General features: G+C 75.1%; 28 protein-coding genes. 12 read left to right on the top strand and 16 right to left on the bottom strand.

The window, feature by feature from the left end:
* Nucleotides 1-27: 27 nt before the first annotated feature.
* The 4 genes from ACH443_RS07230 to ACH443_RS07215 form a co-directional block, all read right to left on the bottom strand.
* Nucleotides 28-1245 carry an MFS transporter gene (locus tag ACH443_RS07230; protein WP_429764096.1) on the bottom strand — a complete coding sequence of 406 codons (1218 nt, stop codon included), beginning with the start codon at nucleotides 1243-1245 and terminating at the stop codon, nucleotides 28-30.
* Between the two features lie 112 nt (nucleotides 1246-1357).
* A complete protein-coding gene (locus tag ACH443_RS07225; RefSeq protein ID WP_429764095.1) occupies nucleotides 1358-2083 on the bottom strand; it encodes a metal-dependent transcriptional regulator in 726 nt (241 codons plus the stop codon).
* A gap of 27 nt (nucleotides 2084-2110) precedes the next feature.
* Nucleotides 2111-3889 carry a metallophosphoesterase family protein gene (locus ACH443_RS07220; RefSeq protein ID WP_429764094.1) on the bottom strand — a complete coding sequence of 593 codons (1779 nt, stop codon included), beginning with the start codon at nucleotides 3887-3889 and terminating at the stop codon, nucleotides 2111-2113.
* 99 nt (nucleotides 3890-3988) lie between these two features.
* The gene (locus ACH443_RS07215; protein WP_429764093.1) at nucleotides 3989-5548 is read right to left on the bottom strand and encodes an MFS transporter; all 1560 of its coding nucleotides are present in this window, start codon (nucleotides 5546-5548) and stop codon (nucleotides 3989-3991) included.
* 102 nt (nucleotides 5549-5650) lie between these two features.
* On the opposite strand from ACH443_RS07215, the gene ACH443_RS07210 reads away from it, so the two are divergent.
* Nucleotides 5651-6208 carry a TetR/AcrR family transcriptional regulator gene (locus ACH443_RS07210; protein WP_429764092.1) on the top strand — a complete coding sequence of 186 codons (558 nt, stop codon included), beginning with the start codon at nucleotides 5651-5653 and terminating at the stop codon, nucleotides 6206-6208.
* Nucleotides 6209-6217: 9 nt separating this feature from the next.
* Here the strand turns inward: ACH443_RS07210 and ACH443_RS07205 are convergent, their stop codons facing one another.
* Nucleotides 6218-7156: a Ku protein gene (locus ACH443_RS07205; protein ID WP_429764091.1), complete on the bottom strand. Its 939-nt coding sequence runs from the start codon at nucleotides 7154-7156 to the stop codon at nucleotides 6218-6220.
* A gap of 89 nt (nucleotides 7157-7245) precedes the next feature.
* On the opposite strand from ACH443_RS07205, the gene ACH443_RS07200 reads away from it, so the two are divergent.
* Nucleotides 7246-7635, top strand: a complete 390-nt coding sequence (locus ACH443_RS07200) for a nuclear transport factor 2 family protein (RefSeq protein WP_430557449.1) — start codon at nucleotides 7246-7248, stop codon at nucleotides 7633-7635.
* A gap of 24 nt (nucleotides 7636-7659) precedes the next feature.
* On the opposite strand, the gene ACH443_RS07195 is transcribed toward ACH443_RS07200, so the two are convergent.
* Genes ACH443_RS07195 through ACH443_RS07185 form a run of 3 tightly spaced genes read right to left on the bottom strand, consistent with a single transcriptional unit; the run spans nucleotide 7660 to nucleotide 9736 of the window.
* A complete protein-coding gene (locus tag ACH443_RS07195) occupies nucleotides 7660-7881 on the bottom strand; it encodes an SCO4848 family membrane protein (protein WP_430548008.1) in 222 nt (73 codons plus the stop codon).
* Between the two features lie 53 nt (nucleotides 7882-7934).
* The gene (locus tag ACH443_RS07190) at nucleotides 7935-8570 is read right to left on the bottom strand and encodes a response regulator (protein ID WP_430589906.1); all 636 of its coding nucleotides are present in this window, start codon (nucleotides 8568-8570) and stop codon (nucleotides 7935-7937) included.
* 35 nt (nucleotides 8571-8605) lie between these two features.
* Nucleotides 8606-9736 (bottom strand): sensor histidine kinase, encoded by a 1131-nt coding sequence (locus ACH443_RS07185; protein ID WP_430589905.1) that lies wholly within the window; start codon nucleotides 9734-9736, stop codon nucleotides 8606-8608.
* Nucleotides 9737-9849: 113 nt separating this feature from the next.
* Between ACH443_RS07185 and ACH443_RS07180 the strand changes: the two genes are divergently transcribed.
* Nucleotides 9850-10815: an ABC transporter ATP-binding protein gene (locus ACH443_RS07180; RefSeq protein WP_430589904.1), complete on the top strand. Its 966-nt coding sequence runs from the start codon at nucleotides 9850-9852 to the stop codon at nucleotides 10813-10815.
* Nucleotides 10812-11639 (top strand): ABC transporter permease, encoded by an 828-nt coding sequence (locus ACH443_RS07175; protein WP_430589903.1) that lies wholly within the window; start codon nucleotides 10812-10814, stop codon nucleotides 11637-11639. The genes ACH443_RS07180 and ACH443_RS07175 overlap by 4 nt, the downstream gene beginning before the upstream one ends.
* Nucleotides 11640-11654: 15 nt before the next feature.
* Here ACH443_RS07175 and ACH443_RS07170 read toward each other — a convergent pair whose 3' ends face one another.
* The gene (locus tag ACH443_RS07170; protein WP_429764083.1) at nucleotides 11655-11933 is read right to left on the bottom strand and encodes a glutaredoxin family protein; all 279 of its coding nucleotides are present in this window, start codon (nucleotides 11931-11933) and stop codon (nucleotides 11655-11657) included.
* Nucleotides 11934-11957: 24 nt separating this feature from the next.
* The gene (locus ACH443_RS07165) at nucleotides 11958-12734 is read right to left on the bottom strand and encodes an SDR family NAD(P)-dependent oxidoreductase (RefSeq protein ID WP_430589902.1); all 777 of its coding nucleotides are present in this window, start codon (nucleotides 12732-12734) and stop codon (nucleotides 11958-11960) included.
* Between the two features lie 50 nt (nucleotides 12735-12784).
* Here ACH443_RS07165 and ACH443_RS07160 point away from each other — a divergent pair, with 50 nt between their 5' ends.
* Nucleotides 12785-13213 (top strand): VOC family protein, encoded by a 429-nt coding sequence (locus ACH443_RS07160; RefSeq protein ID WP_430589901.1) that lies wholly within the window; start codon nucleotides 12785-12787, stop codon nucleotides 13211-13213.
* A 33-nt stretch (nucleotides 13214-13246) separates the two neighbouring features.
* The gene (locus ACH443_RS07155) at nucleotides 13247-13705 is read left to right on the top strand and encodes a DUF402 domain-containing protein (RefSeq protein ID WP_430589900.1); all 459 of its coding nucleotides are present in this window, start codon (nucleotides 13247-13249) and stop codon (nucleotides 13703-13705) included.
* Nucleotides 13706-13759: 54 nt separating this feature from the next.
* Here the strand turns inward: ACH443_RS07155 and ACH443_RS07150 are convergent, their stop codons facing one another.
* On the bottom strand, nucleotides 13760-14038 hold the full coding sequence (locus ACH443_RS07150; RefSeq protein ID WP_430589899.1) for a hypothetical protein: 279 nt from the start codon (nucleotides 14036-14038) through the stop codon (nucleotides 13760-13762).
* A 127-nt stretch (nucleotides 14039-14165) separates the two neighbouring features.
* On the opposite strand from ACH443_RS07150, the gene ACH443_RS07145 reads away from it, so the two are divergent.
* Entirely contained in the window at nucleotides 14166-16748 is a 2583-nt protein-coding gene (locus ACH443_RS07145; RefSeq protein ID WP_430589898.1) for an ATP-dependent DNA ligase, read from the top strand.
* 4 nt (nucleotides 16749-16752) lie between these two features.
* On the opposite strand, the gene ACH443_RS07140 is transcribed toward ACH443_RS07145, so the two are convergent.
* The 3 genes from ACH443_RS07140 to ACH443_RS07130 all read right to left on the bottom strand — a co-directional run bounded on the left by ACH443_RS07140 (nucleotide 16753) and on the right by ACH443_RS07130 (nucleotide 19358).
* Entirely contained in the window at nucleotides 16753-17382 is a 630-nt protein-coding gene (locus ACH443_RS07140) for a response regulator (RefSeq protein WP_430589897.1), read from the bottom strand.
* A complete protein-coding gene (locus ACH443_RS07135; RefSeq protein ID WP_430589896.1) occupies nucleotides 17379-18563 on the bottom strand; it encodes a sensor histidine kinase in 1185 nt (394 codons plus the stop codon). The genes ACH443_RS07140 and ACH443_RS07135 overlap by 4 nt, the downstream gene beginning before the upstream one ends.
* Nucleotides 18564-18713: 150 nt before the next feature.
* Nucleotides 18714-19358 (bottom strand): GntR family transcriptional regulator, encoded by a 645-nt coding sequence (locus tag ACH443_RS07130; protein ID WP_429764077.1) that lies wholly within the window; start codon nucleotides 19356-19358, stop codon nucleotides 18714-18716.
* A 143-nt stretch (nucleotides 19359-19501) separates the two neighbouring features.
* Here ACH443_RS07130 and ACH443_RS07125 point away from each other — a divergent pair, with 143 nt between their 5' ends.
* On the top strand, nucleotides 19502-20716 hold the full coding sequence (locus ACH443_RS07125) for an amidohydrolase (RefSeq protein ID WP_430589895.1): 1215 nt from the start codon (nucleotides 19502-19504) through the stop codon (nucleotides 20714-20716).
* Between the two features lie 9 nt (nucleotides 20717-20725).
* Here ACH443_RS07125 and ACH443_RS07120 read toward each other — a convergent pair whose 3' ends face one another.
* The gene (locus tag ACH443_RS07120) at nucleotides 20726-21334 is read right to left on the bottom strand and encodes an isochorismatase family protein (RefSeq protein ID WP_429764075.1); all 609 of its coding nucleotides are present in this window, start codon (nucleotides 21332-21334) and stop codon (nucleotides 20726-20728) included.
* 83 nt (nucleotides 21335-21417) lie between these two features.
* On the opposite strand from ACH443_RS07120, the gene ACH443_RS07115 reads away from it, so the two are divergent.
* From ACH443_RS07115 to ACH443_RS07105, 3 genes are all read left to right on the top strand, one after another.
* Entirely contained in the window at nucleotides 21418-22428 is a 1011-nt protein-coding gene (locus ACH443_RS07115; protein WP_430589894.1) for a GlxA family transcriptional regulator, read from the top strand.
* Between the two features lie 89 nt (nucleotides 22429-22517).
* Complete coding sequence (locus ACH443_RS07110; RefSeq protein WP_430589893.1) at nucleotides 22518-23441, top strand: NADP-dependent oxidoreductase; 924 nt, start codon at nucleotides 22518-22520, stop codon at nucleotides 23439-23441.
* 91 nt (nucleotides 23442-23532) lie between these two features.
* A complete protein-coding gene (locus tag ACH443_RS07105) occupies nucleotides 23533-24684 on the top strand; it encodes a M24 family metallopeptidase (RefSeq protein ID WP_430589892.1) in 1152 nt (383 codons plus the stop codon).
* A 17-nt stretch (nucleotides 24685-24701) separates the two neighbouring features.
* On the opposite strand, the gene ACH443_RS07100 is transcribed toward ACH443_RS07105, so the two are convergent.
* Nucleotides 24702-25574, bottom strand: a complete 873-nt coding sequence (locus tag ACH443_RS07100; protein ID WP_430589891.1) for a siderophore-interacting protein — start codon at nucleotides 25572-25574, stop codon at nucleotides 24702-24704.
* Nucleotides 25575-25656: 82 nt separating this feature from the next.
* Between ACH443_RS07100 and ACH443_RS07095 the strand changes: the two genes are divergently transcribed.
* Nucleotides 25657-26445 carry a DUF2599 domain-containing protein gene (locus ACH443_RS07095; protein WP_430589890.1) on the top strand — a complete coding sequence of 263 codons (789 nt, stop codon included), beginning with the start codon at nucleotides 25657-25659 and terminating at the stop codon, nucleotides 26443-26445.
* Nucleotides 26446-26473 lie beyond the last annotated feature (28 nt).

Raw genomic sequence — 26473 nt, 5'->3', positions numbered from 1 at the left:
GCCCGCCGGCGGCCGCCGCCACGCAGGTCAGCCCGAGTGCGCCACGCGCTGACGGCCGAACGCCAGCACCATCGCCAGGCCCACCAGGGTGAGCGCGAGCCCCACCCATGCCGGCGCAAGGTACCCGTAGCCGGCGGCGATGACGAGGCCCCCGAAGAAGGCGCCGCTCGCGTTGCCGATGTTGAGGGCGGAGTGGCACAGGGCCGCGCCAAGGGACTGCGCCCGCGGCGAGAGGTCCATCAGTCGCGTCTGCATCGCCAGGCCGAGGGTCTGCGAGGTGACGGCCAGCAGGAACAGCCCGACGACGGCGGGCACGGGCGACGTTCCGACCAGCGCGAACAGCACCAGCGACAGCGCGGTCGCGACGAACCCGCCGATCACGGTGCGCAGCACGTTGCGGTCCACCAACCTGCCGCCGAGCAGCGTGCCGACGGTCATGCCGACGCCGAAGACCGCGAGCACCCACGGCACCGCGCTCTCGGACATCCCCGCCACCTTGGTGACGGTCGGCGCGACGTAGGTGTAGACGGCGAACAGGCCGCCGAACCCGATGGCGCCGGCCGCGAACGAGATCCACAGCGGGCCGTTGCGCAGGGTGGACAGCTCCTGCCGGACGCTGGAGTCCACCGGCCCGTGCTCGGGGACGAAGCGCCAGACCCCCAGCAGCGTCACGGCGCCCAGGGCCCCCATGACGACGAACGCGACGCGCCAGCCCATGTTCTGCCCCACGGCCGTGGACAGCGGCACCCCGACGACGTTCGCGATCGTCAGGCCGGTCATCATCATCGAGACGGCGTGGCCGCGGCGCCCCGGCCCGGCCACCGCGGCGCCGACCGCCGCCCCGACGCCGAAGAACGCGCCGTGCGGCAACCCGGCGAGGAACCGCCCCACGACGAGGCTCTCGATCCCTGGCGCGGCCGCCGACAGCACGTTGGCCACCGTGTAGAAGCCCATGAGGCACAGCAGCAGCCGCTTGCGGGACATGCGCGCGGCGGCGACGGTCAGCAGCGGCGCGCCGACCACGACGCCGACGGCGTACGCGGTGATCGCGTACCCGACGACCGGGTCGCTGACGCCGAGGTCGGCGCCGATCTGCGGCAGCAGGCCCATCGTGGCGAACTCGGTGGTGCCGATCGTGAACCCGCCGACGGCGAGCGCGAACAGCGCGGCCCCGACGTGCTCGGGGCCGGGTGCGCGGCCGGTGCGGGCCGTGGCGCCGCTCGCGGGCGTGGTCGTCGAGGTCACTCGCCTCTCCTCGGGAGTCGGGTCGGGCACCGGGATGCTCGAATCGTTTCGAGACGAGGCGTCGACGACGGTGCGCCGTCCAGCGCTCACGTCGTCGGGGAACCGGGACAGCCTACGCGCGCACCACCCAGATGCGCGACGCCGCCAGCAGCCCGAGGTCGACGCCGACCTCGCGCCCGTCCGCCTCCCACGCCACGCCGACCGTCCCGGCGAACTCCCGCCGCGACGTCAGCCGCACCGGCAGGTCCAGGTCGATGCCGAGGTCCGCGAGGTACCGCAGCGCCTCGGGGTCGGCGTCGGAGATCCGGGCGACCACTCCCCCGGCCCCGGCCTCGAGGTCCACCAGCGGCACCGCCTCCGGGCGCACCACGCGCCCGTCGGCGAACGGGATCGGGTCGCCGTGCGGGTCGCGCTCCGGGTGGCCGAGCCGCGCGGAGATGCGCTCGACGAGCCGGTCGGACACCGCGTGCTCCAGCACCTCGGCCTCGTCGTGCACCTCGTCCCACGCGTAGCCGAGGTCGCGCACCAGCCACGTCTCCAGCAGCCGGTGCCGCCGCACCATCACGAGCGCGTAGCGCCGCCCCAGCTCGGTGAGCCAGACCCCGCCGTAGGGCTCGTGGCCCAGCAGACCCTGCGTCGTGAGGCGGCGCACCGTCTCGGAGACGGTGGACGGCCCCACGCCCAGCCGGTCCGCCAGCAGCCCCGTGGTGACCTTCTCGTCCGACCACTCCTGCGCCGACCAGACCGCCTTGAGGTAGTCCTGGGCGACGGGGGTGAGCTCGTCCGGGTCGACGGCCTGCGGGGGCGATGCGGGGGTGGGTGAGGTGGGTTCGGGCACGGTCCGAGCCTATCCGGGCGCCCGTCCCTACGGCCCGGGCGCTTCGTCGGCCGGCGGCACGACGTCGGGCACCGGCTCGCGCTCCCCCACCGTCGCCGTGCCGTCGGGCGTGACGCTCACGACCTGCACGTCCATCATCCGCCGCGTCGCGGGGTCGAACCGCAGCACCGTCATCTCGGCCGTGCCGTGCAGCGGCCCGACGGTCGGCTGGTTCGGCGCCGCGCCGGCAGTGGACCCGTTGACGTACCGGACGCCCTGCCCCACCTGCTCCGGCCCGGACCTGCTGTGCGTGTGTCCGGACACCTGGAACGGCACGCACCCCGTCTCGAGGGCGTCGAGGCCCACGGACGGCGTGTGGATCAGCAGCAGGTCGACGCCGTCGCGGTCCTCGCACGCGGTCGCGGCGAGGTCCTCCGACTGCTGCTCCGGCGTCCGCTCCCGCGCGACGTTCGTGCCCACGCCGACGCGCGTCTCGAGCGCGTCCCGGTCTCCGAGGATCCGCACCCCCTCGACGTCGAGCACCTGGCCGTCCAGGATCTTCTGGCCGTGCGCCGCCTCCTGGTCGGACGTGACCTGCGAGTCGTGGTTGCCGTCCGACACCACCATCGGCACGCCGCGCGGGACGGCGGAGGCGAACGAGTCGACGCAGACCTTCTCCACCGAGGTGCCGTTCATGGTGGTGTCGCCCGCGTTGAGCACGACGTCGGCCCCGGAGCGTTCGATCGTCGTGCGGATCAGCGGCGTCATCCCCGTGTTGCAGTGCAGGTCGGAGATGACGACGAAGGTGACCGGCTCGTCCTCCGGACCGCCGCTGGGCAGGGCCCGGGGCGGCGCGACCGGCGCGGTGGGCTCGGCGGGGCCGGGGGACGCGAACTGGGTGCCCGCCGCGGTCGCGGACGCGGCCGCCTCCGACGCGAGCCGGGCGTCCCACGCGGCCGACAGGTCGTCGTCCGCGCTCGCGTAGAACTCCTCGTTGTCCTCGTACAGCTTGACGAGCTGCCCGCCGTACGTGTCGATGACGCCGGCGAGGCGCCCGGTGATCCGCGCGCCCTCGAGCGCCGTCCCGGCGAACACCGGCGACGCGGGCTGACCCTGGGCGGTGCTGCCCGCCGCGCCGGACGACACCGTCGTCACGACGAGGGCCACGACCGCCACCCCCGCCGTGATCTCGCCCGTCCGGGGAGCCATCGCGTCGGCGAGCTCGCGCCGTCGCCCCGGCCCCAGCAGCCAGCGCACCCCGAACCCGACCGCGACCAGCGCCGCGGCGGCGCCCAGCGAGCGCCACAGGGCGTTCTCCACCAGCGCGAGGGCGACGCTGCGTACCGCGACGTCCGGGCTGGAGAAGAACTGCAGGTAGCTCTCGAGATCCTGGCTGAGGGCCGTGAGCGTGTTGGCCGCGCCGACCGTCGTCAGGTCGGCGGGGATCTCCTTGACCACCACGTCCACGCCGAGCCCGAGCGGGAGCGGCGAGTCGATCTCCAGCGTGCCGAGCGGGCCGAGGTCGACCACGACGAGGCTGTCGTTGGTCACGGAGTAGACGGCCTCGTGGGGACCGAAGCCGAGCTCCGCGGTCGCCGTGCTCACCCCGAAGACGAGGCACGCGACGGCTGCGGTGACCCCGGCGAGGGTCCAGCGCACCCAGCGCTGCGGCGTCCTGCGCGCGCGGCGCCCCCGCCCGCCCGGCGGCCTCTCGTCCGTGTCCACGGCCGCGGCGGGCGGGGCGTCCGCGGTGGCAGCGGCCGAGGTGTCCGCAGAGGTGTCCGCAGGGGTGTTCGCCGGGGTGGGCTCGTCGTGCTGGTCGCTCATCGCCTCCACCCTCGCCGAACGACGACGGCGGCGCCACCGTCCTCGCCGGTGGCGCCGCCGTCGCGGGTGTGACGCCGCCCTCACGGACGGCGTCGGGCGTCAGGCGCGCTCGCGCAGCATCGTCAGCGCGATCCCCGCGGCGACGAGGACCGCGACGAAGCCGATCGCGGACGTCACGACGACGCCGCTGCCGAACGCCGCGTGCGCCGAGCCCAGGAGGGCCTGCGCCTGGCCGGCCGGCAGGTCGGCCGCCACGCTCGCCGCGCCACCGAGCGTCTCCGCTGCGGACGCCGCGTCCGCGGCGGGCACGCCCGACGGCACGACGACGTTCGCGTGGTACGACCCGGTGAGGATCCCGCCGAGAACGGCGGTGCCCAGCACCGCGCCGACCTCGTACGCGGTCTCGGAGATCGCCGAGGCCGCGCCCGCCTTGGCCGCGGGGACCGTCGAGACGATGAGGTCGTTCGACACGGTCTCGGCCGAGCCGACGCCGATCGCCAGGACGACGAACGCGAGCCCGAGCCAGCCGGCCTCCCCGCGCCCGGCGACGAGCGCGGTGACGAGGTAGCCGACCGCGGACAGGGCCAACCCGGCGGCGACGACGTGCGAGGGCCGCACGCGACGCACGACCTTCACCACGGCCAGCCCCGCGACGACCATCGCGACGGTGCCCGGCAGGAGCACCAGGCCCGCCTGCACCGGCGAGAGCCCGATGACGAGCTGCAGGTCCTGCGACACGAAGAACAGGAAGCCGACCAGCGAGAACACCGACAGCAGGTTCACCAGCACGCTGCCGGTGAACGCGGGCACGGCGAACAGCCGCACGTCGAGCATCGGGTTCCGGCGGCGCAGCTGGCGCCGCACGAAGAGCACGCCCATGAGCAGCCCGACGGCGACCGCGGCGATCCCGAGGGACGGCAGCGCGCCCTTGGCGAGCGTCTTGATGCCGAACACCACCGGGGTCATCGCGGCCATGACCAGGACGATCGACACCGGGTCGATCGGGCCCGGCGCGGGGTCGCGCGACTCCGGCACGAAGACCGGGGCGAGCACGAGCAGCAGGGCCAGCACCGGCACCGCGAGGAGGAACACGGAGCCCCACCAGAAGTGCTCGAGCAGCAGCCCCCCGACGATCGGCCCCACGGCCGAGCCCGCGGCGAAGCCCGCGGCCCAGATCGCGATGGCGAGGCGACGCTCGTCGCGATCGGTGAACACGTTGCGCAGCAGCGAGAGCGTGGACGGCATGAGCATCGCCCCGAAGAAGCCGAGGCCGGCGCGGGCGGCGATCAGGGCACCCGCAGTCGGCGCGAAGGCCGCCACCGCGGACACGAGGGCGAAGCCGACGGCCCCGATCAGGAGCAGGCGGCGACGTCCGACGCGGTCCGCGACGGAGCCCATCGGCACGAGGAGCCCCGCGAGCACGAGCGGGTACACGTCGACGATCCACAGCAGCTGCGTGCCGCCGGGGGCCAGCGCCTCCGAGATCTGCGGCAGGGCGAAGCTGAGGACCGTGTTGTCGATCGAGACGAGCAGCACCGGCAGCATCAGCACGGCGAGGGCCGCCCAGCGGCGCGCGGCCCCGGCGGGGCGCGCGGGGGCGAGACGGCTCGTGTCCGTGGCTGAGGAGGTGGGGTGCGTCGTCACCTGGGTCTGAGCCATGAGGTGCCTTTCACACACTGCGGACGGCCGGGGCGACATGGTGATGCCGAACTTCCGCACCGTCCAGCCGGTACAGTAACACTTCGCCACTAGGCTGTCGACATGCCTCCTGCTCCCGCCGCCCGAGCCAAGGTCCTGCGCGCGTTCGCCGAGCTCCTCGTCGAGTCCGGGGAGCGCGCCGCGACGCTCGACGCGGTGGCCGAGCGGGCCGGCGTGTCCAAGGGCGGCCTGCTCTACCACTTCCCCTCCAAGGACGCCCTCGTCGAGGGTCTGCTCGACCACCTGGCCGTCCTCACCGCCGCCGACGTCGACGCCATGCGCACCGCCCCCGAGGGCGCGACGGACTACCTGCTGCGCACCTCGACCGTCATCGGCGGCGAGTTCGAGGTCGTCTACCTCGCCGCGTCGCGCGTCGCGCAGGGCGCGTCCCCGCGCGCCCGCGCCGTCCTCGACGACGCCCAGACCGCCTGGACGGCCGCCGTCCAGGACGAGCTGGGGGACCCCGTCCTCGCGCGCGCCGTCTCCCTCATGGGCGAGGGCCTGTACACCCTCGCCTCCGTCGGCGCGACAGGCCCGGACGACCGCGAGATCGACGAGCTGCTGACCCTCGTGCGCGAGATCGCCGCCGTGCGCGCCCCCGCCGGGGGCGCTCCGGCGTGACCCGGCGGCTCAGCCCGTCCTGCGCTCCGCCGTCTTCTTCGCGGGCGCCTTCTTGGCCGGGGCCTTCTTCGCGGGAGCCTTCTTCGCCGCCGGCTTCTTCGCCGGAGCCTTCTTCGCCGGGGCCTTCTTCGCGGGAGCCTTCTCCTCGGCCTCGCCCTTCGACCCGCCCTTCGACCCCGAGACGCTCCGGCGCAGCGCCTCCATGAGGTCGATGACGTCGGCGTCCTCCTTCTCGGGCTGCTCGCCGAACGTCTCGGAGGTGTCGAGCGCGTCGCCCTGCTCGATCTTGGCGTCGATGAGCTGGCGCAGCTGCACCTGGTACTCGTCCTCGTACTCCTCGGGCGCGAAGTCGGCCTCGTAGCTCGCCACGAGCTGGCCGGACATCGCCAGCTCCTTGTCGGACACCGTCACGGACCCGTCCAGCGAGGGGAACGCGGCCTCGCGCACCTCGTCCGCCCACAGCAGGGTCTGCATGACCAGCACCTCGTCGCGCACGCGCATCGCCGCCAGCCGGGTGCGCTGGCGCAGCGCGAACTTCACGATCGCCGTGCGGTCCGTCTCCTCCAGCGTGCGGCGCAGCAGCACGTACGCCTTGGGGCTCTTCGAGTCCGGCTCCAGGTAGTAGGTGCGGTCGAGCATGATCGGGTCGATCTGGTCGCTCGGCACGAACTCGACGACCTCGATCTCCCGGTTCGCCTCCGCCGGAAGCGCCGCAAAGTCGTCCTTGGTGAGCACCACGGTGCGCTCGCCGTCGTCGTAGGCGCGGTCGATGTGCTGGTACGGCACCTCCTCGCCGTCCAGCTCGCACACGCGCCGGTAGCGGATGCGCCCGCCGTCCTCGTCGTGCACCTGGTGCAGCGGCACGTCGTGGTCCTCGGTCGCGCTGTATAGCTTGACCGGCACGTTGACGAGGCCGAACGTCACGGCACCCTTCCAGATCGCCCTCATGTGACCATCGTCACGCGAGCCGCCGCACCCCGCCAGCGTGCGCCGGTGCTGGCCGGGCGGGTGTCGGACGCCGCGCCTACGGTCTCGCCATGGACACCGCCACGACGCGCGACGTCGCGCACGCCTATGTCGCGACGCTGGAGCGCCGCGACTGGGCCGCCTTCGGCGCCCTCCTCGACCCCGACGTCGTCTACGAGATGCCGCAGAGCCGCGAGCGGATCCGCGGCCGCGACGCGTACCTCCGCTTCAACCAGGAGTACCCCGGCGACTGGCACCTGGCCGTGCGGCACGTGGTCGCGGACGGCGCCCGGGCCGCCCTGTGGCTCGACTCGCGCGTGGGCGACGAGCCGATGATCGCGAACGTCTGGCTCGACGTCTCCGACGACGGCCTGGTCCGGCGTGTGACCGACCTCTGGCCCGAGCCGTCCGAGCCGCCGGCCGGGCGCGAGCACCTGGTCGAGCGGTACGACGCCTGCTGACGGGCCGGTCCGACCGGCCGGGCGTCAGCCGACCAGGCCGAGGACCCCGACGACGCCGACGAGCAGGGCGAGCAGCATCGACACGCCCACCAGCACGGCGTGCACGGTGAAGAACCGGGTGGGCCGGCCGGCGGCGTCGCGGGCGCGGGGGTCCTTCGTCACGCGGCGCCAGAAGGACGGCCACACGGCCAGGTTCCACAGGGCGGCGACGAGCAGGACGACGGACCAGACGACGGGGATCTCCACGGCGTCGAGTATCAGCCACGGTCCGGCCAGCGAAGAAACCGGCGACGAAACCCTCAGGCCAGCAGGCCGCCCTGCAGCGCGAGGAGCACCGCCCGGGTGCGGTCCTTCGCGCCGAGCTTGAGCAGCACGTTCGACACGTGGTTCTTCACGGTGCCCTCCGCCAGGTACAGGGCGTCCGCGATCTCACGGTTCGACCACCCCTGCGCCATGAGGCGCAGCACCTCCCGCTCCCGCCCGGTGAGCTCCGCCGGGACGATGTCGGCCGGCGCGGGCCCCGAGCGGACCGCCCGCAGCAGGCGAGCCGTCACCGCGGGCTGCACCAGGGTGTCGCCCGCGGCCAGGGTCCGCACCGCGTCCGCGAGCTGCTCCAGCGTCACGTCCTTGAGCAGGTAGCCGCGCGCCCCCGCCTGCAGCGCACGCAGCACCAGCGCGTCGTCGTCGAACGTCGTCAGGACGAGGACGGCGACCTCCACGCCTTCGTCGCGCAGCGTCTCCAGTGCCCAGATCCCGTCGCGGCCGGGCATCCGCAGGTCGAGCAGCAGCACGTCGGGCTCGTGCTCCCGGACCGCGTCGACCGCCGTCGCGCCGTCCTCCGCCTCCGCGACCACGTCGATGCCGCCCGCGATCTCCAGCAGGCTGCGGATGCCGTGCCGCACCAGCGTCTGGTCGTCGGCGAGCACGAGGCGCACGCGGCCTCGTCCCCCGTCGGACGCCGGGTCCGCCGTCACGACGCCGCCCGCGCGGCGAGGCGCGCCCGCACCGTGAACCCCGCCGACGCGTCGAAGGTCGCGCCGCCGCCCAGCGCCTCGGCCCGCTCGACGATGCCCGCGAGCCCGTGCCCGATCTTGACCGGCCCCGAGGTGAGGCCGTCGTCGCGGGCGACCAGGGTGAGCGCGCCGTCGTCGTCCGCCGCGACCTCGATCCGCAGCACCGTCGCCATCTCCGCGTGCCGCACGGCGTTGGTTACGACCTCCTGGGTGACGCGGACCAGGGCGGCCGTCTGCTCCTCGTCCGCGACGACGTCGTCGGCGACGTGCACCTCGACCCGCGGCGACGGGACGGCCGCGGCGACGGCGTCCAGGGCGTCGCGCAGGTCGGGCGCGCGACGCCGCAGCTCGCCCACGGTGGCGCGGACGTCGCCGAGCAGCTCGCGCGCCACGGTGCGGGCGCGCTCCACGTGCGCCGCCCCGCGCTCGCCCGGCAGGTGGGCGGCCGACTCCAGCTCGAGGGTGAGCACGGTGAGCTGGTGCCCGATGAGGTCGTGCAGCTCGCGGGAGATGCGCAGCCGCTCGGACGCCCGGGTGGCCTCTTCGCCGAGCACGGCCGCGGCGGCGAGCTCGGCGTGCGCGACGGTGAGCTCGGTGCGCATCCGCTGCTCGCGCTGCAGCGCGACGCTGATCGCCGCGCTCGCCACCTGGAGCAGCAGGTAGAGCCCCAGGGAGAGCAGGATCTCGAACGCACGGACCTCGCCGGGAACGAGCAGGTACGACAGGAGCAGCGAACCCGTGTTCACGGCGATCACGGCGACCGTCGCGCCCACCGGTGCGACGTACGTGCTCACGGCCGCGCCGAACACCAGCAGGATCGGCAGCCACCCGATCCCCGGCACCGTGACCACGAGCGCGCCGGCCAGGAGCGTCTGGGCCGCGAGCGCCGCGAGGGTGCGTCGGGTGCGCGGAGGGCCGAGGACCGTGACCACCGTGGTGGCGAACCAGGCGGCGGCGAGCAGGACCCAGGCGAGGAGCGGCACGAGCATCCGGTCCGGGTCCGCCACGAAGGGCACGGGCACGACGATCGCCAGGCAGACGACGAGGGTCGTCAGCCCGGACGTCTCCTCGGGTCCCAGCCGGCGCACGGCACCCACGCTATCCGGGGTGGCGGGGCGCCGAGGAGTGCCGGAAGTCATGGGCGCGGGTCGTGACCGGCGGCACGCGCGACGGCGCGGGCCGCGTCCGTAGCGTCGCCGCCATGACCGCACTCGTGGCGCAGCACCTGCGCAAGACCTACCGCACCCGGGGTCGCGGCCGCCCGCCGGTGGTGGCCCTCGACGGCGTGAGCCTGTCCGTGGGACCGGGCGAGGTGGCCGGCGTGCTCGGCCGCAACGGCGCCGGCAAGTCCACCACCGTGGAGCTCCTGGCCGGCGCCCGGGCCCCGGACTCCGGGCGGGTACGGGTGCTCGGCCTCGACCCGCGGGCCGACCGGGGGCGGGTGCGCGCCGTCCTCGGCGTCCAGCTCCAGGGGGCGTACCTCCAGGGCGCGCTGACCGTGCGCGAGCTCGTGCGCCTGTACCGGTCCTTCTACCCGCGCGGCCTGGACCCCGACCTGCTCGTCGAGCGCGTCGGCCTGGGCGCCTCGCGCGACGTGCGCTTCGAGAAGCTGTCGGGCGGGCAGCAGCAGCGGGTCTCGGTAGCGCTGGCCCTCGTGGGCGCGCCGCGGGCCGTCGTCCTGGACGAGCTCACCACCGGCCTCGACCCCGAGGCGCGGCGCAGCATGTGGTCGCTGGTCGAGGACCTGCGGGCCGACGGCGTCACGGTGCTGCTCGTCAGCCACCTCATGGAGGAGGTGGAGCGGCTGTGCGACCACGTGACGATCCTCGACGCCGGCCGCGTCGTCGCGCGCGGCACCGTGCCCGAACTGATCGACCGGGCCGGCCTGCGGCCCGCCGTCACCCTGCGCACCGACCACGCCGGCGCCGCCGACCTCCTGGCCCGGCTGCCCGCCGTCGAGCACGTCGACACCTCCGGCCCGCGGCTCACCGTCACCGGCGCTGCGGCCGCCGGGGCAGACGACGACCCGGCGCGCGGCGACCTGCTGCACGCGGTGGGCGCTGCGCTCGCCGCCGCGGGCGTCGTCGCGACCGAGACGCAGCTACGCCGCCACACCCTCGACGACGCGTTCCTCGCCCTCACCGGAAGCCCCCTGGAGGCATCATGACCACCGCCCGCCGCCCCTCGACCCCCCAGGTGCTGGAGCTGCCCGAGCCGGGCCCCCCGCCACGCGCTGTGCGGCCGGGCGCGGGGGCGTGGCGCGCGCTCACGGTCGCCGAGGCGCGGATGGTGGCCCGCGACACCGCCGGGCTCGTGATCCCGCTCGGCATGCCGCTGCTCATCCTCGTGATGAACGGGCTGATGCCGGGCCTGGACCAGGTCGTCCCCGGGACGGGTGGGCGCACCGCGCTGGACGTCTACGTGATCCCGCTGACGGTGACGATGGTCGTCGCGACCGTCGGGGTGATCAACATGCCGAGCTTCCTTGCCTACTACCGCCGCAGCGGGATCCTCAAGCGGCTCGGCGTCACCCCCGCCTCCCCGGCGATGGTGCTCGGTGCGCAGGCGCTCGTCGGGGTGGCGCAGATCCTGCTGGGCATCGCCATCGCGCTCGCCGTCGCGTTCGTGTGGCTGGGGGCGTCGCCGCCGGCCGACCCGTGGGTGGCGGCGGGCGTCCTGGCGCTGACGATCGCCGCGATGTACGCGGTCGGGATGCTCGTGGCGGCCGTCGCGCCGACGCCGGGTTCCGCGGTGGCGATCGGCCTCGTCGCGTTCTTCGGTCTCGCGGCGCTCGGCGGCATGTTCGGGCCGCGCCAGAACCTGCCCGACGTGCTCACGACGCTCGGCGGCTGGCTCCCCTTCGGGGCTGCCGTGGACGGACTGAGCGCGGCGTGGGCCGGCGCCGGCGTGCCCGCGTCCGCGCTCGTCGGCCTCGGCGTGAGCATGGTCGCGGCGGGGGGTGCCGCAGCCGTGTGGTTCCGCTGGGAGTAAGGCGGGTCGAGCCTGTCAGAGGCCGACGGCGTCCAGCTTCGCCGTGAGCTCGGCGTCGGTGGGCTCGACGAAGAACTCGCCGTCGGGGAAGACGACCACGGGGATGTTCTTGCGGCCGCTGATCGCCTCGGCGTCGTCGGCGCGCAGGGGGTCGGCGACGAGGTCCACGTTCACGTACTCGACGCCGCGGGTGTCGAGCACGCGCTTTGCGCGGCGGCAGTCGCCGCACCACGTGGCCCCGTACATCGTGAGGGTCGCGGGGCGGCGGAGGTCGGTCGTGGTGTCGTCGGTCATGCGCAGCACCATACCCCCATGGGGTTAGTGCACGGAGAATCCGCCGTCCACGAACAGTGACTGACCCGTCACATAGGCGGACGCCGGGCCGGCGAGGAAGACGGCGGCCCCGGCGAAGTCGTCGGGCAGCCCGTTGCGGCCGACCATCGTGCGGGCCGCGAGCGCCTCGACCCGCGCCGGGTCGGACTGCAGCCGGGCGTTCAGCGGCGTGAGGACGAAGCCGGGCACCAGGGTGTTCGCGGTGACGCCGTGAGACGACCAGGCCTCCGCCTGCGAGCGCGCGAGCGACTCCAGGCCGCCCTTGGACACCCCGTAGACGCCGGACTGCACGAACGCGCGGTGTGCCTGCTGGGAGGAGACGTGGATCAGGCGGCCGAAGCCGCGGTCCGCCATGCCGGGCCCGAACCGCTGCCCCAGCAGGTACGGTGCCTCGAGGTTGACCGCCATCGTGGTGTCCCAGGTCGCGTCGGCGGTCTCGCCCAGCGGCGGCCGCAGGTTGATCCCGGCGGAGCTGACCACGACGTCGGGTTCGCCGTAGACGGCGGCAGCGTCCTCGGCCGCGGCGCGCACGCCGTCCCGGGTGCTCAGGTCCGCGCTGACGCGGTCGGCGGTGCAGCCGTCCGCGCGCAGCTCGGCGACCGTGTCGTCCAGCTCGGCCTCCCGCCGGGCCACGACAACGACCCGCGCTCCGGCACGGGCGAGCGCGCCCGCGATCGCGCGCCCGATGCCGGAGCTGCCGCCGGTCACCAGGGCGACCCGGTCGTCGAGGGAGAACAGGGAGGAGAGGTACGCGTCGGTCACGCGGACACCCTGCCACGCGCGCTGTCGGTCCTCGGTCCTACGGTCGCTGCATGGATGGCACGAGGGCCGACGACGCGGTCGGCGAGATCACGGGAGTCCAGGTCAACCTGTTCTGCGCGGACGTCGAGAGGTGCGCGCTCTTCTTCGAGGAGCTCGGCCTGCGCCGGGCGTTCCGGTACCCGTCCACGGGGACGCCGTCGAAGATCGAGGTCGAGGGCGCGGGGGTGCGCGTCGGCTTCGACGCCGTCGACGTCGCGAACGAGATCGCCGACCTGGGCGTGGTGCCGCCGCAGGCCCGCTCCGCGGAGGTCGCGCTGTGGGTCACGGACGTCGACGCCCTGCACGCGCGCGCCGTCGCCGCCGGCGGGCGCTCGCTGCGCGCGCCGACGGACGGCCCGGACGGGCGGCTGCGGTACGCGTGGGTGCTCGACCCGGAGGGGCACCAGGTCAAGCTGCTGCGGAATCGCCGGGCGGCCTGACAGGAACGACCGTGGTCCCGATAGCCTCGGCGTGTGGCTCGGTGCGCCGGCAGGAACCGTCCACCGCAGGGGCGAGCCCGGGCACGAGACCGCCGTCGTGGCGGTCGGGGACGACCGGGTGATGCTCACCCCCGAGATGCGTGGTGGACGGCCGAGTTCCAGGCAGCCCCGGCACACCTGGACGCCTACTGCGACGTCGCCACCCCCTCCACGGAGAGCGGCTCGAGCGAGGTGACCATGGTCGATCTGGACCTCGACGTCTGCCGCGTCCGGGAGGATATGTCCGTCTTCGTGGACGACGAGGACGAGCTCGCCGTCCACCAGGTGCGGTATTGCTACCCGGCCGACGTGGTCGAGTGGGCGGAGGCTGCGGGCGCGTGGTTGACCGTCGCCCTGCGCGACGGCGTCGAACCGTTCGGCGACCACTACCGCACCTGGATCGACCAGCTCCCAGCGACCAGGCAGAGGTCGTGCAGCTCGTCAGCGCTGTGAACAAGCCGCAATGACTGAGGAAGCCGCACCATCGCGCCGAGCTCGTCCAGCGAGTCAGTCCGCGCGGGTGGGATCCGAGTCGTCCCACGAGTCCGCCGCAACGCGCTTCAGGTGCTCGACATAGCCCACGAGAACGCCGAGCACCTCCTCGTCGTCCAGGTCGGCGGTGACGCGCACGGACCACCCCACGCCACCGTCCGGTTCGTCGAGCTTCACCAAGGCAAGCAAGCCGCGCGGAGTCGTTCCAGCAGGCAGGGCAGGAATCCTCAGCCCTCCGAGGACCTCAGCCACCGGAGCCGCGATCGCTCCCTCGTCCTTCTGCTCGTCAGCCACGCTCACAGCGTGGCACACGGCGGAATGCCACGTGGTGATTCCGTCCGGGAAGACGACGTGCAGCCGCGCAGCCAGTATCGAAGCGGCCCAGGGCGCGCACATCCGGCCCTCGCGCGACGATGTGGCCATGGCACGCGCGCCGTCGAGCAAGCCGCAGACCGTCACGGTCGACGACCGACGCCTGCAGCTGACCAACCTGGACAAGGTGTACTACCCGGCCACGGGGACGACGAAGGGCGAGGTGCTGCAGTACCTCGCGCGGGTGGCACCGGCGCTGCTGCGGCACGCGTCCTACCGCCCGGCGACGCGCAAGCGCTGGCCGGACGGCGTCGCCGGGCAGATGTTCTTCCAGAAGAACCTGGACGCGTCCACGCCTTCGTGGGTGCCGCGGCGCTCCATCCGGCACCGGACGTCGACCAACGACTACGTGCTGGTCAACGACCTGGCCACGCTGACGTGGCTGGGGCAGACCGCGACCCTCGAGATCCACGTGCCCCAGTGGCGGTTCGGCCGCACGGGCACGCCGATGCCGCCGGACCGGCTGGTGCTGGACCTCGACCCCGGGCCGGGCGCGGGCCTCGCCGAGTGCGCCGAGGTGGCACGGCTGGCGCGCGACATCCTGCGCGGCATGGACCTCGACCCGCTGCCCGTGACCAGCGGCTCCAAGGGCCTCCACCTGTACGCGGCACTCACCGGGCACGACGAGTCGCTCACCGCCGACGCCGTCTCGGCGGTGGCGCACGAGCTCGCCCGCCACCTGGAGTCGGAGCACCCCGACCTCGTGGTCAGCGACATGAAGAAGTCGTTGCGCGCGGGCAAGGTGCTCGTCGACTGGTCGCAGAACAACGGCGCCAAGACCACCATCGCGCCGTACTCCCTGCGGGGCCGCGACGAGCCCACCGTCGCCGCCCCGCGCACCTGGGACGAGCTCGACGACCCCGGCCTGCGGCACCTCACGTTCACCGAGGTGGTCGAGCGGCTGGAACGGGACGGCGACCTCCTCGAGCCCCTGGCCGCCGGGCACCTGGCGCAGCTCGAGCCCACCCCGGAGCGCATGGCGACCTTCGAGCGCACCCCGGCCGAGAAGCTCGAGACGTACCGCGCCAAGCGCGACCCCGGGAAGACCCCCGAGCCGTTCGGCCCCGAGGAGGCGTCCGAGAGCGGCGGCGCGCCGACCTTCGTCATCCAGGAGCACCACGCGCGCCGCCTGCACTGGGACTTCCGCCTGGAGCACGAGGGCGTCCTCGTGAGCTGGGCGCTGCCGAGGGGCGAGCCGACCGACCCGAAGCAGAACCACCTGGCCGTGCAGACCGAGGACCACCCGCTCGAGTACGGGTCGTTCGAGGGCACCATCCCGGCCGGCGAGTACGGCGGCGGCGAGGTGACGATCTGGGACTCCGGTACGTACGACCTGGAGAAGTGGCGCGAGGACGAGGTGATCGCCGTCCTGCACAGCGAGCGGCGCGGCTCCCGCAGGCTCGCCCTCATCCGCACCGGCGGGCGCGGCGGGGACGACCAGAACTCGTGGCTGATCCACCGCACCAAGGCCCAGCCGGGCGACGACGGCGACGCCGGGAACGGGCCGCGGGACGACGCCGCGGGCGACGAGGACGGCGGCCGCCCGAGCCCGGCCCCGCGGCGCGTGGCCGACGACGCCGCGCCGGCCGAGGCGCCTCGGCCGATGCTCGCGACGACGGCGCCGCCGGCCGAGCTCGCCCGGCTCGACCCGGACGACTGGGCGTTCGAGGTGAAGTGGGACGGCTTCCGCGCCGTCGTGGAGGTGCTGCCCGGCGCGGACGACGACGAGCGCGCGGTGCGGCTCACGTCGCGCTCCGGCCAGGACCTCACGGTGACGTTCCCGGAGCTGCAGGAGCTCGCGGCGATGGTGCCGGAGGACGACCTGCCGCTGGCCCTGGACGGCGAGATCGTCGCCCTCGACGCGGACGGGCGCCCGTCGTTCCGCCGCCTGCAGCAGCGGGCCAACCTCACCCGGCCGCGCGACGTCGAGAAGGCGCGCCGCGGGGTCGGGGTCGACCTGGTGCTGTTCGACGCGCTCGTCGTCGGCGGGCGCGCCGTGACCGACCGGCCGTACACCGAGCGCCGGGCGGAGCTGGCGCGGGTCGTGACGCCGCGCCGGCCGGTGCACGTGCCGGACGCCCTGGAGGGCACGCTCGACGAGGCGCTGGAGACCAGCCGGCTCATGCGGCTCGAGGGGGTCGTGGCCAAGCGGCGCCGCTCGTCGTACACGCCGGGCCGCCGCTCGCGCGACTGGCTCAAGATCAAGCACGCGCGCACCCAGGAGGTGGTGGTCGTGGGCTGGCGTCCCCTGCACGCGGGCACCGGGCGCGAGGACGCCCGCGTGGCCGGGTCGCTGCTGCTGGCGGTGCCCGACGACGGCGGCGTGCTGCGCTACGTCGGCAAGGTCGGCACCGGCTTCAAGGAGGCGGAGCGGCGGGAGGTCGTGCGGCGCCTGCGACCCGTGGACGACGCGCCCCTCGACGGCGTCCCGCGAACGGAGGCGGTGCACGCTCGGTGGGCCGCGCCCGAGCGCGTGGCCGAGGTGACCTACGGCGACTGGACGAGCGACCCCGCCGACCTGGGGGCGGCGGACGACGGCGGCGCCGAGGACGAGGGACCGCGGCTGCGGCACTCGGTGTGGCGCGGGTGGCGCGACGACAAGCGCCCGGACGACGTCGGCGTCGAGAGCTGAGCCGTCAGCGCACCGTCTGCCCGCGCAGCGCGTGCGCGACGGCGGCCGCCCGCGACTCGACGCCGAGCTTGGCGTACACGTGCGCGAGGTGGGTCTTCACGGTCGCCTCGGAGATGAACAGCCGGCGCCCGAGCTCCCGGTTGCTCAGCCCCTGCGCGAGCAGCGTGAGCAGCTCCGCCTCCCGCGGGGTGAGCGCGCTGCCGGCGTTCTGCGCCTGCTGCATGAGCCGGGACGCGACCGGCGGGGACAGCACGCTGCGCCCGACGACGGCGCCGCGCACGGCGGAGAAGATCTCGGCCGGCGGGGCGTCCTTGAGGACGTAGCCGATGGCGCCCGCGTCGACGACGCGCACCACGTCGGCGTCGGTGTCGTAGGCGCTGAACACGAGGACGGGCAGGTCGGGGTGGGCGGCCCGGATGCGGCGGGTGGCGGCGACGCCGTCCTCCCCCGCGCCCAGCTCGAGGTCCATGACGACGAGCGCGGGCGCGAGGCGCCCTGCGGCGTCGAGTGCCTCGTCGGCGGTGCCCGCCTCCCCGACCACGCTGATGTCCGGCTGCGAGTCGAGCAGCGCGCGCAGCCCGGCGCGCACCACGTGGTGGTCGTCCACGAGCAGCACGGTGATCGGGTCGCTCATGCGTCCTCCTGGTCCTTCGGCCAGGCCGTCCCGGCGCCGGCGAGGACGGGCAGCCGCACCCCGACGACGGTCCCCTCGCCCGGCGAGCTCTCCACCGTGATCGTGCCACCGAGCTGCTCCACCCGCTGCCGCATGGCGCGGAGCCCGAACCCGCCCTGCCGTCCGGGAGCCCCCGCGCCGGCGGTCCGCGCCACGACCTGTGCGACGTCGAAGCCGCGGCCGTCGTCGAACACGTCGAGCGCGACGGCGTCGGGAAGGTACGTGAGGGTGAGGCCGAGCCGCGCGGGGCCGGCGTGCCGGTCCACGTTCGCCACGGCGCTCTGGGCGATGCGCGCGAGGGCGTGCGCCGTCTCGGCGCCGACCCGCACGGGCTCGCCCACCACGGTGAGCTCGGCGTCCGGGACGTGGCGGCGCGCCGCCGTCCGGATCGCGGCCGCGACGTCCGCCGGGGCCACGCCGCCCGCCGCCGGGGGCGGGTCCACGAGGTCGTGCACGAGGTCGCGCGTCTGCCCCAGGCTGGCGCGCACGGCGACGGCGGCCTGCCGGGCGTCGTCGCGCGCGGCGCCGGGGTCGGCGTCCCAGCGCTGGTCGGCGGCCTCGAGCCGCAGCACCGCGGAGGACAGGGACTGGGCCACGGTGTCGTGGATCTCGCGCGCCACGCGCTCGCGCTCGGCCAGGACGGCGACCTCGCGCTGCAAGCGGACCCGCTCCCCCGCCTGCCGCACGATCGCGTCGTACGCGAGGCTGAGCAGCACCGCCACCACGAGCGGCGCGACGGCGGCCGCCCAGTCGCTGCGCCCGGACAGGCCGAAGAGCGCGACGCCCGTCACCACGGCGACGGCGCCCACCAGGACGTGCGCGGCGGGCACGGGCACCAGCGTGCGGCAGACGAAGAACAGCGGGATCGCCGACCAGGCGAAGCTCGGCGCCACCAGCACGAGGGCGCCCCACGCCAGGAGCAGGACGCCAAGCACCAGGTCGACCGCGACGCGGCGGGCCGTCGGTCCGGTCTGCCGCGCGAGCACCACCAGCGCCGCGTACGCGGCGGCGACCACCGCGACGAGCACGACGACCAGCCACCACCGGCCGTCGAGGCCGTGGTTGGTGAGGTAGCGCGCGGCGGACGTCGCGACGAGCGCGGCGAACGCGAGGTGCACGCCGCGGGTGAGGGATCCGGGCACGACAAGCACGCTCACCGGGCGGGGTTGATCCGCACCTCATCCGTTCGGATGAGCCGACGCGCCCCGGGAGTGCCGATGCGCCGTCGCGGCGGGGGCGGCGAGCGTGGGCGCATGACCTCGCCCGCGTCCTCGTGCCTGGCACGGCCTGCGTCAGGCCCGGCGCTCCTGGGCCGCGGCCCGGCTCGTGCCGAGGTGCGCGCCGGCCAGGCGGGCGGCGGCCTCGCCGTCCCCGTCACGGACGGCGTCGAGGAGCTCGCGGTGCTCGTCGGCGATCGCCTGCAGGTCGAGGTGCTGCCCGAGCAGCCAGCGCACGCGGCTGGCGATCACGAGGTGCAGCTCGAGGAGCACCGGGTTCCCGGCGGCCTCGACGACGCGCTCGTGGAAGTCGGCGCCGGCGCGCCGGGCCGTGGGGCCGTCGCCCGCGCGGGCGGCGGCGTCCTCCCGCTGCCACGCCTCGGTGAGGGCCTCGAGCTGCTCCGGCGACCGGCGCGTCGCCGCGAGCCGGAAGTGCAGGGGATCCGTCGCCTCGCGCACCTCGTGCAGGTGGTCGACGTCGGCGTCGCTGAACTCGCGGACCACGGCCCAGGTGCGCGGGCGCGGGGTGACGAGCCCTTCCGCGACGAGCGTGCGCAGCGCGTCCCGCACGGGGATGCGGCTCACGCCCAGCTCGGCGGCCAGGTCGCGCTCGACCAGGCGGCTCCCCGGCTCCCGGGAGCCGTCCACGATCTGCTCGCGGACGACGCGCGCCACCCGCACGGACTCGGGCTCGAAGGGGGCCGAGAGCTCGGAGGACATGCGCACATCTTGCCAGCCAGCCGGAGGCCAATATGGCATACCATCGCCCCGCTCGACGCGGCGCCCGACGGCTCCGACCAGAGCGACGAGTTCACCATCCCCGGACGGCCGCAGGCGGTCGCCCCCTTCGAGGAGGAAGCCCCATGACCAGCGCCCCCACCACCGTCACCGTGCTGCGCGACGTGCGGCCCTGGGGCGGCGAGCGCTCCGACCTGCACGTGAGGGACGGCGTCATCACCGCCGTCGTGCCGCACGACGCCGCTGCGCCGGCCGCCGGCGAGGCGGACGGGGCGGTCGACGGGGGCGGCCTGCTCGCGCTGCCCGGTCTGGTCAACGCGCACGCGCACGTCGACAAGTCGTGGTGGGGCAAGCCGTGGGTGAGCTACGGCGGCGAGCCGGGCGTCCGGGCGCGCATCGCGCACGAGCGCGCGCACCGCGACGAGCTCGGCATCCCCGGCGTCGACGTCACCCTGGCGGTGCTCCGCGAGTCGGTCCGCACGGGCACGACGGCGGTGCGCACGCACGTGGACGTCGACCTCGGTGTGGGTCTGCGGGGCATCGAGGTGGTGCGCGAGGCTGTCGCGGCGCTGGGCGGCGCCGTCCACGCGGAGATCGTGGCGTTCCCGCAGGACGGCGTGCTGCGTCGCCCCGGAGTCCTGGAGCTGCTGGACCGGGCGGCCGCCGCGGGCGCCGAGCACGTCGGCGGCCTGGACCCCGCGTCGATCGACCGCGACCCGGTGGGCCAGCTCGACGGGCTGTTCGAGATCGCGGAGCGGCGCGGCGTCGGGATCGACGTGCACCTGCACGACGGCGGGGAGCTGGGCGCGTTCCAGGTCGAGCTGATGGTCGACCGCACCCTGCGGGCCGGGCTCCAGGGCAGGGTCAACGTCGCGCACGGCTTCGCGGTCGGTCAGCTGCCCGGGTCGCGCCGGGCCGACCTCCTCGCGGCGATGGCCGAGGCCGGCATCACCATGACGACGGTGGCGCCGATCGGCGCCGCTCCCCTGCCGCTGCTGGCGCTGCGCGAGGCCGGCGTCCCGGTCGGCCTCGGCACCGACGGCATCCGCGACCTGTGGTCCCCGTACGGGACGGGCGACCTGCTCGCGCTCACCACGCAGCTCGCGCGCCTGTCGGGCCTGCGGTACGACGAGGAGCTCGTCACCGCTGCGCGCGTCGCGTCCTCGGACGCCGCCCGGTTCGTCGGCCGCGAGGTGCACGACCTCGTGGTCGGCGCCCCGGCCGACGTGGTGCTCGTCGACGCCGAGAACGTGCCCGACGCCGTGGTGCGCGCGCCGCGCCGGGCGCTCGTCGTCGCGGGCGGCCGGGTGGTCGCCCGCGACGGCGAGGGGCTCGTCTGACCGCCTGCGTCAGGCGGCCGCCGCCTGCCCGGTGAGGTCGTCGGCCGTGGCCACGACCACCCCGTACAGGTCGGCGACGGTCGCGAGGGCCCCGCGGTGCAGCTGCGCCGCGGGGGCCTCGCCCGCCGCGCTCGCCAGCGACCGGGTCGCGCAGGCGTCGGCGACCACGGTGGGCCGCAGGCCGCGCAGGAACGCGCCCTGGGCCGTGAACGTCACGCACATGTGGGTCATGAACCCCACCACCACGACGTCGTCGTGCCCGGCCGCGGCGACGAGGTCGCCCAGCTCGGTGCGGACGAAGGAGTCCGGGGCCGTCTTGGTGACCACCGCCTCCCCGGGCCTCGGGGCGACGCGCGGGTGGATCTGCCCGAGCTCGGTGGCCAGGTCGTAGGGCGATCCCGCGCCGCCGTCGTGCTGCACGTGGACCACCGTGGCGCCCGCCGCGCGGGCGCGGGCCAGGAGGTCCGCGGCGGCGTCGAGCGCGGGCTCCCAGCCCTCCAGCTCCATCGCGCCCCGCGTGTACGTGGTCTGGTAGTCGACGAGGATCACGGTCGACGCGGCGAGCGAGGCCGGGGTCGGGTCGAGGCCGCTGAGGTCGCGGAGCGTGGTGCTGGTCATGAAGGTCCCTCCGGGAGGTCGGTCGGTCGCCGCCGGGCGGCGCCCCTCCACGCTACGAACGGGGTTACCGTGTCGGCAATGACATGCAACCCGCAGATTCGGACATCCCCATGATCGAGCGCCTCGTGGTGGTCACGCTGTTCGACGGCGTCGACCTGCTCGACGTCACCGGGCCCGCCGAGGTCTTCTCGCTCGTGCGGCGGGAGACCGACGAGCCGCCGGGCTACGCCGTCGTCCTCGCCGCCGAGACGCTCGACCCCGTGACCACGTCGGCCGGTGTCCGGGTGCTGCCCGACGCCACGTTCGACGACCTCGCCGGGCGCGCCGTCGACACCGTCGTCGTGCCCGGAGCGGTCGAGCTCGACGACGACCGGCGGGTGCGCGCCGTCGTCGACCCCGCCGTCGTACGGCGCGTCCGGGAGCTGGCGCCGCGCACCCGGCGCCTCGCGTCCGTCTGCGTGGGCGCGCACGTGCTCGCCGACGCCGGCCTCCTGGACGGCGTGCGCGCCACCACGCACTGGTCCACCGCAGGGCAGCTCGCCGACGAGCACCCCGAGGTGCACGTCGACCCGGACCCGATCTTCGTCCGCGACGGCGGCATCTGGACGGGCGCGGGCCTCACGGCATGCCTCGACCTCACGCTCGCGCTGGTCGCGGACGACCTCGGCCAGGAGGTCGCGATGCGCGTGGCCCGGCAGCTGGTGATGTACCTCAAGCGGCCGGGAGGGCAGAGCCAGTTCTCCGTCGCGACCGACCCCCGCGCCACCACGCGGCGCGTGGACGACCTGCGCCAGCACGTCCTGCGGAACGTGGCGTCCCCGCTGACGGTCGCCGGGCTCGCCGAGCGCGCGCACGTGAGCGAACGGCAGCTGACCCGGCTGTTCAAGAGCGAGCTGGGCACCACGCCCGCGGCCTACGTCGAGTCGATCCGCGTCGAGGCGGCGCGCCAGCGGCTGGAGACCACGGACGACACCCTGGAGCGCGTCGCGACCGCGTGCGGGTTCGGCACGACCGACACCCTGGCCCGCGCGTTCCGGCGCCGGCTCGACACCACGCCCGCGCGGTACCGCGAGCGCTTCCGGGTCACGGCCTGACGCCTCGGGCGGCGGGCGGGAGCGACGAGCGGGCGACATCGGGGCCGGGGCGCGGGAAGTCTCGCGGCCCGTCGTCTGTTGTGCCGGGCATGCGAGCCATCACCTACTCACGCTTCGGCGGCGCCGACGTCCTCGAGCTCACCGACCAGCCCGACCCGCGCCCCGGGGCGGACGTCGTCGTCGTGCGCGTGCGCGCCGCGTCCGTCAACCCCGTCGACTGGAAGGTCCGCCAGGGCTATCTGGACGGGCTGTTCGACACGCAGTTCCCCGTCGTCCCCGGCTGGGACGTCGCGGGCGTCGTGGAGCAGGTGGGCCTCGACACCCCCGAGCTCGAGGTCGGCGACGAGGTGTACGGGTACGTCCGCAAGGACTGGGTGCACGGCGGCACGTTCGCCGAGCTGGTCGCCGCGCCCGTGCGGACGCTGGCGCGCAAGCCCGCGTCGCTGAGCTTCGAGGAGGCGGCCGCGGTGCCGCTCGCGGGGCTCACGGCCTACCAGACCATCCTGCGGTCCGGGGTGCGGGAGGGCCAGACCGTGCTGGTGCACGCGGCCGCAGGCGGCGTCGGCTCCTTCGCCGTGCAGATCGCGCGCGGCCTCGGCGCCCGCGTGATCGGCACCGCGAGCGAGGCCAACCACGACTTCCTGCGCGGCCTCGGCGCCGAGCCCGTCACCTACGGCGACGGGCTGGCCGACCGCGTCCGCGCCCTCGCCCCGGAGGGCGTCGACGTCGCGCTCGACTACGTGGGTGGCGACGCCGTCGCGACCAGCGCCGCGCTGCTCGCGCCGGGCGGGACGGTCACGTCCATCACGGACGCGACGGCGCGCACGGAGCACGGCGGGCACTACGTGTGGGTGCGCCCGTCCAGCGCCGACCTGGAGGCCCTCGGCGCGCTGATCGACGCCGGCAAGGTCGCCGTGGAGGTGGGCCAGGTCTTCGATCTCGCCGACGCCGCCGACGCCCACCGTGCCAGCGAGAGCGGCCACGGGCGCGGCAAGATCGTGGTGCGCGTCTGACGGCGCCTCCCACCGCGCGTCCTCCCGTCCTCCCTACCGTCCTCCCCACCGTGGTGGTGCAGGCCCGGGCCGCACGCGGCACCCTGGGCACATGACGCCCTTCGCCCCCGCCGTGTACGCCGACCGCCGTCGCCGCGCCGCCGCCCAGGCGGCCGCCGCCGGCCTCGCCGGGGTGCTGGTGACCCCCGGCCCCGACCTGCGCTACTTCCTCGGCTACACCCCCGCCGCGGACACGGAGCGGCTCACGCTGCTCGCCATCCCCGCGTCCGACGACGGCGGGAGCGACGCCGTCGCCGTCGTGCCGAAGCTCGAGGCCCACGACCTCGAGGTCGGCGCCGTCGGCGGCATCGAGGCGGTCACCTGGTCGGACGGCGAGGACGAGCACGAGGTCGCCGGCCGGCTCCTGCGCCCGGACGGCCGGTACGCGATCAGCGACGCGGCGTGGGCGCTGCACGTGCTGGGCCTGCAGCGCGCCCTGCCCGCGTCGTCGTACGCCGCCATCACGAACGCCCTGCCGATGCTGCGCGCCGCCAAGTCGCCCGAGGAGGTGGCCCGGCTCGCCGCCGCGGGCGCCGGGGCGGACGCCGTGTTCGCCGAGATCGTCACCCGCCGGTTCGCCGGCCGCGCCGAGCGCGAGGTGTCCGACGACCTGGACGCCCTGCTGCGCTCCCACGGGCACGAGCAGGTCGACTTCACGCTCGTGTGCGCGGGCGAGAACGGCGCCGACCCGCACCACGAGGCCGGCGACCGGGTGATCCGCGAGGGCGACATGGTGGTCATGGATTTCGGCGGGCTCGCCGACGGCTACGGCTCCGACACCACCCGCACGGTGCACGTCGGCGCGCCCACCGCGCGCGAGCAGGAGGTGCACGACGTCGTGCGCGCGGCGCAGCAGGCGGGCGTCGACGCCGTGCGTCCCGGCGCGACCTGCCAGGACGTCGATCGCGCCTCCCGCACCGTCATCGCCGACGCCGGGTTCGGCGAGTTCTTCGTGCACCGCACGGGTCACGGCATCGGCCTGACGACGCACGAGCCGCCGTACATGGTGGAGGGCGAGAGCACCCCGATCGAGGCCGGGATGTGCTTCTCCGTCGAGCCGGGGATCTACCTGCCGGGCGAGTTCGGCGTGCGCATCGAGGACATCGTCGTCGCGTTCCCCGCCGGGGTGCCCGGTCTGGCCGACACTCCCGATGCCGGCGTGCGGCTCAACACCTCGCCGCACGAGGTGGTCGTCGTCGAGTAGCCGGGTCGACCGGCAGGTCAGCTGGGCGAGGCCTTGCCGTGCCGCCAGTAGCCGACGAAGTCGACCGCCGCCTTCGGCCACTGCCGGTCGTTCACCAGGTGCCGCCGCACGCCGGCCGCGAGCGCCTGCTCGCCGGCGACGAGCGCATACCCGGCGCCCGCCGGCAGGTCGGCCCCGCGGACGACGTCGAGAGCGGCACGGCCGGGCACCTCGCCGAGGGCCGGGTCGTCGGCGGCGGCACGGTCGCGCTCGACCCACCGCAGGTCCACGCCGTCCGGGACGCGGAAGTCCTGCCGGTCGTCGGCGGTGGGCACCTCGACGACGGCGACGCCACGCGCGTCGTCGGGCAGCGCCTCGCAGATACCGGCGACGGCGGGCAGCCCGCTCTCGTCGGCGACGAGCAGCCGCCAGTCGCACGCTGCCTGCCGGTGGTGGTAGGTGCCCTGGTCGAGGATGCCGACCCGGTCCCCCGGGCGGGCGGACAGCGCGAAGCCCGCACCCGGGCCGAGGGGCTCGTGGCCGCCGTCCGGCCCCGCGGTCGCCGCGTCGTCGTGGCCGTGCAGCACGAAGTCGACGTCGATCTCGTGCAGCTCGGGCCGCGCCGCGCGGATCGTGTAGTTGCGCACCAGCGGGCGGCGGGCGCGCGGGGTCGCGAGGTACTGGGCGTACCAGCCGAGGTTCGACGTGCGCGTCGGGAGCTTCAGCGCGTCCTGGCCGGGGCGCGGCAGGAAGAGTCGGAACCACTGGTCGTCGCCCACGAGCGTGAGGCGGTCGATGTCGCCGATGCCGAGCGTGACCCGTTGCAGGTGCGGGCTCAGTCGCTTCGTCGTGACGACCTCGGCGACGAGGACGTGCGGGTCGACCGGCTTCGACAGCGTTCGGGTGCTCACGTCGGTAAGGTTAGGCGAACCTCACCTCGTTGACCAGCCCCTGTCCGATGTCGCGGACGGCCTCGTGCCCGAGACTGGGACCGTGCAGCCCTGCCTCCGGTCGCGCGCGCTCCCCGCGCTCCCTGCGCTCGTCACGCTCCTCGCCCTCGCCGCCTGCACGCCGTCGACGCCCGCGCCGACCGCGGCGCCGAGCGCGATGACGAGCGCGGCGCCGTCCGCGACCCCCGAGGAGCCGCTCCGGGTCGAGGTGACGGCCGGCGACGTGACGCTGGAGGTGTCGGTCCCCGGCGCGACTCCCGACGACCCGGGCGTGCACGTCACTCCCGACGAGCAGGCGGGCACGGCGACCGTGACCCTCGAACGGCCGGCGGTCGGCGATGCCGACCCGCCGACGATCACCCTGGTCTCGCGCGGCGCGTTCGAGACCCGCGTCGACGGCAGCGTCACGGTGCGCAGCGACGGCACGGCGATCGGCGGGCTGTCCGCCCCGCGGGGCGCTCGCCTGACGGCGGTCGACGGCTCGCTGGAGGTCCGCGCGACGAGCGGCACGGACGACGAGGACGCCGGCGGCGCCGCGACCACCCTGGGCACCTCGGCGGTGGCGAGCACGGACTGGGGCGACCGCGAGGGCGGCCGGTCCCTCGCCGTCGTGCCGACGGGCTGGGCGCGCGAGGCCGGGCAGGCCGGCACGGACCTGGTCTGGGCCGAGCTGGTGGCGGCGGACCCGGAGGTCGACACCGCGACGATGCGCGACCAGCTCGAGTGCCACGCGATCGGCGCGCCGGACAAGGACTCGTGGAACCTGGAGCCGTGGCGGCCGGACGTCGGGCTGGTCGCGACCATGGCCGCGCGCTGCAACCCGACCTCCTGACCCCTTGACATATTCCGATATAGGCATA

Source organism: Isoptericola sp. NPDC019571, from assembly GCF_044389385.1.
Classification (GTDB): domain Bacteria; phylum Actinomycetota; class Actinomycetes; order Actinomycetales; family Cellulomonadaceae; genus Isoptericola; species Isoptericola nanjingensis.
The sequence above is the reverse complement of the archived record's forward strand: the minus strand, read 5'-3'. Positions and strand labels throughout refer to the sequence as shown.